Annotated in this window: 1 protein-coding gene; it reads left to right on the top strand. The window is 45.4% G+C overall.

Going from position 1 to position 1,187, the window contains the following annotated elements; translation table 11 throughout:
• Positions 1–1,185 carry an elongation factor Tu gene (tuf, locus tag WDB87_RS00100; protein WP_029773026.1) on the top strand — a complete coding sequence of 395 codons (1,185 nt, stop codon included), beginning with the start codon at positions 1–3 and terminating at the stop codon, positions 1,183–1,185.
• Positions 1,186–1,187 lie beyond the last annotated feature (2 nt).

Raw genomic sequence — 1,187 nt, 5'->3', positions numbered from 1 at the left:
ATGGCAAAAGAAAAGTTTGAACGCGTAAAACCGCACGTAAACGTTGGTACAATCGGCCACGTTGACCACGGTAAAACTACACTAACTGCAGCAATCACTAACGTACTTGCAAAAGTATACGGCGGTGTTGCTAAAGATTTCGCATCAATCGATAACGCTCCAGAAGAGCGCGAGCGTGGTATCACAATCTCAACTTCTCACGTTGAGTACGATACACCAACTCGTCACTACGCACACGTAGATTGTCCTGGACACGCCGATTATGTTAAAAACATGATCACTGGTGCTGCTCAAATGGACGGCGCTATCTTAGTAGTAGCTGCGACTGACGGCCCTATGCCACAAACACGTGAGCACATCCTACTTTCTCGTCAGGTTGGCGTACCTTACATCGTTGTATTCATGAACAAATGTGACATGGTTGACGACGAAGAGCTACTTGAGCTAGTAGAAATGGAAGTTCGTGAACTTCTTTCTGAGTACGACTTCCCAGGTGATGACTTACCACTAATTCAAGGTTCTGCTCTTAAAGCACTTGAAGGCGAAAAGCAGTGGGAAGACAAGATCGTTGAGCTTGCAGAAGCACTAGATTCTTACATTCCAGAGCCAGAGCGTGACATCGATAAGCCATTCATCATGCCTATCGAAGACGTTTTCTCAATCCAAGGTCGTGGTACTGTTGTAACTGGCCGTGTTGAAGCTGGTATCATCAACGTGAACGACGAAGTTGAAATCGTTGGTATCAAAGAGACTACTAAGTCTACTTGTACTGGTGTTGAAATGTTCCGTAAGCTTCTTGACGAAGGTCGTGCTGGTGAGAACATTGGTGCACTATTACGTGGTACTAAGCGTGAAGACGTTGAACGTGGTCAAGTACTAGCTAAGCCTGGTTCAATCAAGCCACACACTACATTCACTTCAGAAGTATACGTACTTTCTAAAGATGAAGGTGGTCGTCATACTCCATTCTTCAAAGGTTACCGTCCACAGTTCTACTTCCGTACAACTGACGTAACAGGTGACGTACAGTTACCAGAAGGCGTAGAAATGGTAATGCCTGGTGATAACGTTAAGATGACAGTAACTCTAATCGCGCCAATCGCGATGGATGAAGGTCTTCGTTTCGCTATCCGTGAAGGTGGCCGTACTGTAGGTGCTGGTGTTGTAGCAACTATCGTAGAGTAATA

It is taken from the genome of Pseudoalteromonas sp. C12FD-1 (assembly GCF_037414265.1).
Lineage (GTDB): Bacteria > Pseudomonadota > Gammaproteobacteria > Enterobacterales > Alteromonadaceae > Pseudoalteromonas.
This window is presented reverse-complemented; position numbering and strand designations above follow the sequence as displayed.